Origin of the sequence: Anaeromyxobacter terrae, assembly GCF_022690685.1 — a bacterium.
Lineage (GTDB): Bacteria > Myxococcota > Myxococcia > Myxococcales > Anaeromyxobacteraceae > Anaeromyxobacter > Anaeromyxobacter terrae.
In genome coordinates this window covers 1-6,980 of record NZ_JALCYY010000112.1, presented here as the reverse complement: position 1 = coordinate 6,980, position 6,980 = coordinate 1, and the positions used below count along the sequence as shown (strand labels likewise).

Sequence of the window (6,980 nt, the reverse complement as noted above, 5' to 3'; positions counted from 1 at the left end):
GCCCGCGCCGGCTCCCTCCGCGCCGGTCGAGGCGACGGCCGCCCCGGCCTCGCCGAGGCCGCACGCGCCCGCGGCGCCGGCGGCGCCCGCGCTGCCCCCCGCCACGGCCCCGGACGCGATCCCCGCGCCGCAGGGCGGGGAGAGGCAAGGAGGGAGCCCCGGTGGCGCCTGACGTATCGCTCGCGGCGACCCCGCACCGCAGGCTGTTCGCGCACTTCCCCTGGCACGTCGCGTTCGTGACGCTCGCCATCTCGGCGATCGGCGTCTGGAACCTCGCCTCCGCGTCTCGCAGCGCCCACGCGCCGGTCTGGATCTCCCAGGCCGCGTGGATGGGGCTCGGGATCGTGATCGCGCTGTCCCTGACGCTCTTCGACCCGCGCACGTTCCACCGGCTGGCGTGGGTCTTCTACGCGATCGTGCTCGTGCTGCTCGTGCTCGTGTACGTGAAGGGCCGCTACGTCATGGGCGCGCGGCGCTGGCTCACCATCGGGCCGGTGAACTTCCAGCCGTCGGAGCTCGCGAAGCTCTCCGTCGCGCTCGCGCTCGCGAGCTTCTTCCACGCCGACGCCGACAAGCGGAAGAACGGCTACGGCCTCGTCTCGCTCGTCGTCCCGTTCCTCATCATCGTCGTGCCGGCGGGGCTCGTGCTGAAGCAGCCGGACCTCGGCACCGCGCTCATCGTGATGGCGGTCGGCTTCACGCAGATCCTCTTCGCGCGCGTGCGCTGGAAGACCCTCGCCCTGCTCGCGGGCGTGGCGATCGTGGGGTCCGGGCTCCTGTACCCGCACCTGAAGCCGTACCAGAAGAAGCGGGTCGAGACCTTCCTCAACCCCGAGTCCGACGTGCTCGGGGCCGGCTATCACGCGACGCAGTCGATCATCGCGGTCGGCTCGGGGCAGGCGCTCGGCAAGGGCTGGGGGCAGGGCACGCAGACGTACCTGTCGTTCCTCCCCGAGCAGCACACCGACTTCATCTTCTCGGTGTGGGCGGAGGAGCACGGGTTCCTGGGCTGCCTGCTCCTCCTCGCGCTCTACTTCGTGCTCGTGGCGAGCGCGATCGACATCTGCGGGAACGCGCGCGACCGCTTCGGCCACTTCCTCGCGGCGGGGCTCTCGGGGATGATCTTCTGGCACGTCGCGATCAACATCGGGATGGTGATCGGGCTCTTGCCGGTGGTGGGCGTGACGCTGCCGCTCATGAGCTACGGCGGCTCGTCGGTCATCGCCATCTACACCTGCATCGGGCTGCTCGCGAACGTCGGGATGAGACGCTTCGTGAATTGAGTGATCGTACGGGGACCGCGTCCCCGCCCCGGCAGCGGAGCTGCTGGGGCCCCACCCCTGCTCGGCGGGGCCCGTGAACCTGCGCGCCCGCTGCCGCGGGTGCGCGCGAGCAGCGGCGGCCGGAGACCAGAACGCCCGCGGACCTCGAGGGGCCGCGGGCGTCGGTGCTCCCGGCTGGATCCGGAGCAGGGCGTCAGCTGATCGCCTTCTTGAGGCTCTCCTCGAGCTTCGCCTTCGGCACGGCGCCGACGATGGTGTCGACCACCCGGCCGCCCTTGAACACGAGGAGCGTCGGGATCGAGCGGATGCCGTACTGCTGCGGCACGTTCTGGTGCTCGTCGACGTCCATCTTGGCGACCTTCACCTTGCCCTTGTACTGCTTCGCCAGCTCCTCGACCGTGGGGGCGATCGCCTTGCAGGGCCCACACCACACGGCCCAGAAGTCGACGAGGACGGGCACGTCGCTCTTCAGGACCTCTTGCTCGAAGGTGGAGTCCTGCAGGATGACGAGGTCGTTCGATGCCATGCGCTCTCCTTGACGCTCCGGTCGCGTCGCGCGCAGTAATTAGCGGCAGACCTGGATCCTGGCAAGCGCCTCGCGCGGCGTGATAGCTTCCGACCCGACCGGTCGCCCCGCGCGCGCGAGGAGCGCGTTCGTCCGCGATGGCGCCGAGGTATCCTTCCCGTTCATGGCTGGGCTCCCCCTCGTTCCCCGGGCCTTCCCGGACCGCCGCGCCGGCGACCTCGCGAGGTGGACCGCGCCCGGGCCCCGGTGCGGCGCGATGCCGCGTGTCCAGCGGCAAGCGGGCGGCGCGGCGCTCGGCATTCCGCCCGCGCGTCGCGCGTCGCGTTCGCGGGCGGGGACGATCCGTGGAAGGGAGCGGGGGTCCTCGCCCGTTTCCTCATCGAGAAGCCCGGGTAAGAGAAGGCAGGACGCATGAGCATCGTCATCCTCCGCATCGCCGCCGCGCTGTACGCGGTCGCCGCGGCCGCCTACATCGTGTTCTTCTCGCGACCGCGCCACCGGCGCGCCGCCACGGCCGGCTTCTGGGTCCTCGCCGCGGCGTTCACCGTGCACGCCGTCGCGATCGGCGTCGGCTGCAGCGAGTTCGGCGGCGCCGAGTTCTTCGGCCTGCGGGGCGGCCTCGTCCTGCTCGTCTGGCTCCTCACCGGCGCGTACCTGTTCCTGCAGCGCTACTACAAGCTCCCCACCATCGGCGCGTTCGTCACGCCGCTCGCGCTCGTCGTGCTGCTGCCCACGCTGTTCGGGACCCCGGGCCACCCGGGCGTCGCGCCCGCGACGGTGCGGTACCCGAGCGTCACCCTGCACATCCTCTCCGCGGTCGGCGGCGTGGCGCTCTTCGCGATCGCGTTCGGGGTCGCGATCATGTACCTGCTGCAGGAGCGCGAGGTGAAGGGCAAGCGGTTCGGTGCGCTCTTCTCGCGCCTGCCGTCGCTCGACGCCCTCGATCAGATGATCCAGCGGCTCGTCCGCGCCGGGTTCGTCGTCTACACGATCGCGCTCATCGCCGGCACGATCACCGCCACCGCGGTCTGGAACAGCGCCTGGTCCTGGGATCCGCAGCAGGTGGTCTCGCTCGCGATCTGGATCCTCTACGGCGCGATGGTCCAGCTCCGTCACAGCGGCTGGCACGGGCGGCGGTACGCCCTCATGACCCTCGTCGGGTTCGTCATCCTGCTCTCGTCGATGGTGTCGTTGAAGATCGTGCCCGGGGTTACCCGCCACGCGGGCGACTACGGCGCGCGGGTGTCGGAGATCGCGCAGTGAGCGGGCGGGAGATCTACCTCGTCGGCCTCTCGCACAAGAGCGCGCCCATCGAGGTGCGCGAGCGGGTCGCCCTGACCGGCGACCTGCTCAAGGCCGCGCTCTGCGCGCTCAAGGGGACGGACGGCGTCGCCGAGGCGGTCGTCGTCTCCACCTGCAACCGGGTCGAGGTCTACGTCCACGCCGACGGCATCGAGCCGGCGCGCTGCTTCTTCACCTCGCGCGCGGCGGAGGCGGACGGCCACCTCTACGCCAAGATCGGCGTCGAGGCGATCCGCCACCTCTTCCGCGTCGCCGCGAGCCTCGACTCGATGGTGGTGGGCGAGCAGCAGATCCTCGGGCAGGTGAAGGAGGCCTACGGGCTCGCGAGCGCCGCGCAGTCGGCCGGCCCGTACATGTCGCGCCTCTGCAACCGCGCGTTCGCGACCGCCAAGCGCGTCCGGAGCGAGACCGACATCGGCCGCGGCGCGACGAGCATGTCGCAGGTGGCGGTCGAGCTCGTCGAGAAGATCTTCGGCGATCTGAAGGGCCGGGCGATCCTGCTCGTCGGCGCGGGCAAGATGGGCGCGCTCTCCGCGAAGGCGCTCGCGGTCCTCGGCGCGGACCGCATCCTCGTGACGAACCGCTCGCCCGAGCGCGGCATGGCGCTCGCCGAGCAGGTCGGCGGGACCTTCCGCGCATGGGAGGAGCTGCCGCGCCTCCTCGTCGAGGCGGACGTGGTGATCGTCTCGACCGGCGCGCCGACCTACGTCGTGACCCGCGAGCTCGTGCAGCAGGCGATGAAGGCGCGCCGCAGCCGCTCGATGTGCCTCATCGATCTCGCCGTGCCGCGCAACGTGGACCCGGCCTGCGCCGACCTCGGCGAGGTGTTCGCCTACGACGTGGACGACATGGAGAAGGTCGTCCAGGCGACGCAGGAGGCCCGCCGCGGCGAGGCGCTCCGCGCCGAGACGATCGTCGAGGCGGAGGTGATGGCCTTCGCGAAGGAGCGGGACGCCCGCGCGGCGCTGCCGGTCCTCGCGCAGCTCCGGCGGCACGCGGAGCAGATCGCGCGGGCGGAGGCGGAGCGGACGCTCTCCCACCTCGGCCCGAAGCTGGACGAGAAGGGCAAGAAGAGCGTCGAGGCGATGGCGCAGGCCATCGTGAACAAGCTCCTGCACGGTCCGACGGCGCGGCTCAAGGCGGCGGCGTCGACGGGCGACGGCGACCTCCCGGGCGCCGCCGCGGAGCTGTTCGGCATCGAGAACGAGCCGGAGCGCCCGGAGAGCGCGCCGGCGGAGCCCGCCGAGAGCCGCGCCGCGGCCTCGTCGGAGCGCAGCTAGGAGAGCTACCCGAGATGATCCGCATCGCGACCCGCCGCAGCCCCCTCGCCAAGTGGCAGGCCCACCACGTCGCCGACCTCCTCCGGGCGAAGGACCCCGGCCTCGAGGTCCGCCTCCACGAGCTCGTCACGAAGGGCGACCGGATCCTGGAGGTCCCGCTCGCCGAGGTCGGCGGCAAGGGCCTCTTCGTGAAGGAGATCGAGGACGCGCTCCTCAACGGGGACGCCGAGATCGCCGTCCACTCGATGAAGGACCTGCCCGCCGTGCTGGCGCCCGGCCTCGCCATCGGCGCGGTGCCGGAGCGCGAGGACCCGCGCGACGCGCTCTGCTCGCCGCGCTACAAGACGCTCGCCGGGCTCCCCAGGGGCGCCAAGGTCGGCACCTCCAGCCTCCGGCGCGCCGCGCAGCTCAAGGCGCTCCGTCCCGACCTCCACATCGAGGTGGTCCGCGGCAACGTCGAGACCCGGCTCCGCAAGGCGAGCGAGGGGCTCGACGCGGTCGTCCTGGCGTACGCCGGGCTCCGCCGCCTCGGCCTCGCCGAGCACGCGACCTACGTCTTCCCCGCCGAGGAGATGCTCCCCGCGGTCGCGCAGGGCGCGCTCGCGCTCGAGGCGCGCACCTCGGACGGGCCGACCATGACGCGGCTCGCCGCCCTCGAGCACCCGGAGACGCGCATCCGCATCGAGGCGGAGCGCGGGTTCCTCGCCCGCATCGAGGGCGGCTGCCAGGTGCCCATCGCCGGCCACGCCACCGTCCAGGGCGGCCGCGTCTCGATGCGCGCGCTCGTCGCGTCGCTCGACGGCACGCAGGTCATCCGCGCCGAGCGGACCGGCCCGGCGGCCGAGGCGCGCGCGCTCGGCGTCGCGCTCGCCGAGGAGCTCCTCTCGAAGGGAGCGGACGCGATCCTCCGCGAGTGCGAGGGCAAGATCCCGGGCCTCGCCGCGCCGAAGCGCTAGGCGGCTCCGGTGGCGGCCCGCCTCGACCGTCGCACCGTCGTCGTCACCCGCGGGAAGGGCGGCGAGGACGCGCTCTCCGCGCGCCTGCGCGCGCTCGGTGCGGAGGTGCGCGAGGTGCCGTCGATCGCCTTCGCGGACCCGGCCGATCCGGGGCCGCTCGACGGGGCGCTGCGCGCGCTCGATCGGTTCGAGTGGGCGGTCTTCACGAGCGCGACCGCGGTCGACCGGACCGTGGCGCGCCTCCTCGCGCTGGGCCTCGAGGTGGCCGCGCTCGCGCGGCTCCGGCTCGCCGCGGTGGGGCCCGCGACCGCCGAGCGGCTCGCGCGCGCGGTGCGCGAGCCCGATCTCGTGCCCGGCGAGGCGAAGGGCGACGCGCTCGCGCGGGCGCTCGCGCCTCATGTGCGCGGCCGGCGAGTGCTCTTCCCGCGTCCGGCGGAGGGGCGGCCGGAGACCGTCGCGGGGCTCCTCGCCGCGGGCGCCGAGCTCACCGCCGTCGAGGCGTACCGCACGGTGCCCGCGCCGGCCGAGGCGATCGCGCCGCTCGGCGACTGGCTCGCGCGCGGCGAGATCGACGCGGTCGCGTTCGCGTCGCCGTCTGCCGTCCGGGCAGTCGTGAGCGCCCTCGGCGAGCGGGCGGCGCTCCTCCGGGACGTGCTCCTCGCCGCGATCGGTCCTACCACTGCGGAGGCCCTGCGCGAGCACGGCCTCGCGCCAGGGGCGGAGCCTGAGCGGTACACCGGAGCGGATCTCGCGGAGGCGGTCGCGGCGAGGCTCGGCCCCGGATAGATCTTCGAGCCGGAGGGGGTCGGAGCATGACGACGGAACTGGACATCGGAGAGACCCTCATCCGCATCCGGGTGCCGCTCGAGCACTCGGACGGCGAGTCGGGCCCCCCGGACGACTGGCTCTGGGCGGAGCCCCTCGGCGCGGGGCGTTACCGGGTGGAGAGCTGCCCGTTCTTCGCCTACGGCATCTCGCGCGACGACGTCGTCCTCGCGGCCGTCGAGGGCGGAGCGGAGGACGCGGCCCGGCTCGACGACGTCGTCGAGAAGTGCGGCCACCGCACGCTGCGGCTCGCGCTCGACCCCGGCGCGGAGCTGTCCGACGAGGGCGTGCAGACCTTCCTCGAGCGGCTCCTCGAGCAGGGCTGCACGCACGAGGCGCTCCGCCCGAAGCTCGTCGCCGTCGACGTGCCGCCGGAGGTGGACGTGGCGCGCATCGCGGAGGTGCTGCAGGACCGCGCGAACGAGGGGCTCATCGTCTGGGAGTGGGCCGATCCGCGGCCCTGCTGACGGAGCGAATCACGGGGCCGTGGGCGCGTCCTGCAGCGGCCTCACGGCCGTGGCCGCTTTCCCCGCTCGTGCTTCGACGAGCTCAGGGCGAGCGGATCAAAGACCGCTCGCCCTGAGGAGATACAAGCCTGTCGAAGGGCGAAGGGGGGCCGGACCCGAGCGTTCAGCGACCCTTCTTCGCGGCCTGCCGGCGCTCCTTGCGCGCCTCCTTCTCGGCGCGGCGGCGGGCGAGGAACCCCTGCCTCTCGGCGCGCGGCGCGGGCGGCGGCGTGGCGGCAGGGGCGCCGGCGCGCGCTGGGGCGGCGCGGCGACCGGGGGCAGCGGCGGCGGAGGACGGCGCG

Annotated in this window: 7 protein-coding genes; 6 read left to right on the top strand and 1 reads right to left on the bottom strand. The window is 73.6% G+C overall.

The window, feature by feature from the left end; translation table 11 throughout:
* The first annotated feature begins 161 nt into the window (after positions 1 to 161).
* Positions 162 to 1,283, top strand: a complete 1,122-nt coding sequence (gene rodA, locus MNY62_RS24950) for a rod shape-determining protein RodA (protein ID WP_242347040.1) — start codon at positions 162 to 164, stop codon at positions 1,281 to 1,283.
* A gap of 193 nt (positions 1,284 to 1,476) precedes the next feature.
* Here rodA and trxA read toward each other — a convergent pair whose 3' ends face one another.
* Entirely contained in the window at positions 1,477 to 1,809 is a 333-nt protein-coding gene (trxA, locus tag MNY62_RS24945; RefSeq protein WP_242337584.1) for a thioredoxin, read from the bottom strand.
* A 411-nt stretch (positions 1,810 to 2,220) separates the two neighbouring features.
* Between trxA and MNY62_RS24940 the strand changes: the two genes are divergently transcribed.
* Genes MNY62_RS24940 through MNY62_RS24920 form a run of 5 tightly spaced genes read left to right on the top strand, consistent with a single transcriptional unit; the run spans position 2,221 to position 6,639 of the window.
* Positions 2,221 to 3,072, top strand: coding sequence for a cytochrome C assembly family protein (locus tag MNY62_RS24940; protein WP_242347039.1), 852 nt, complete (start codon positions 2,221 to 2,223; stop codon positions 3,070 to 3,072).
* Positions 3,069 to 4,391, top strand: coding sequence for a glutamyl-tRNA reductase (gene hemA, locus MNY62_RS24935; protein WP_242347038.1), 1,323 nt, complete (start codon positions 3,069 to 3,071; stop codon positions 4,389 to 4,391). Before MNY62_RS24940 ends, hemA begins: the two co-directional genes overlap by 4 nt.
* Before the next feature lie 14 nt (positions 4,392 to 4,405).
* Complete coding sequence (gene hemC, locus MNY62_RS24930) at positions 4,406 to 5,347, top strand: hydroxymethylbilane synthase (protein ID WP_242347037.1); 942 nt, start codon at positions 4,406 to 4,408, stop codon at positions 5,345 to 5,347.
* 9 nt (positions 5,348 to 5,356) lie between these two features.
* Positions 5,357 to 6,133 (top strand): uroporphyrinogen-III synthase, encoded by a 777-nt coding sequence (locus MNY62_RS24925; protein WP_242347036.1) that lies wholly within the window; start codon positions 5,357 to 5,359, stop codon positions 6,131 to 6,133.
* A gap of 26 nt (positions 6,134 to 6,159) precedes the next feature.
* Positions 6,160 to 6,639: a DUF4265 domain-containing protein gene (locus MNY62_RS24920; protein ID WP_242347035.1), complete on the top strand. Its 480-nt coding sequence runs from the start codon at positions 6,160 to 6,162 to the stop codon at positions 6,637 to 6,639.
* The last annotated feature ends 341 nt before the right edge of the window (positions 6,640 to 6,980 follow it).

Coding starts and splice junctions, on each gene's coding strand:
- trxA (WP_242337584.1), bottom strand. CDS start 1,809: ATGGCATCGAACGACCTCGTCATCCTGCAGGACTCCACCTTCGAGCAA.
- MNY62_RS24940 (WP_242347039.1), top strand. CDS start 2,221: ATGAGCATCGTCATCCTCCGCATCGCCGCCGCGCTGTACGCGGTCGCC.
- hemC (WP_242347037.1), top strand. CDS start 4,406: ATGATCCGCATCGCGACCCGCCGCAGCCCCCTCGCCAAGTGGCAGGCC.
- MNY62_RS24920 (WP_242347035.1), top strand. CDS start 6,160: ATGACGACGGAACTGGACATCGGAGAGACCCTCATCCGCATCCGGGTG.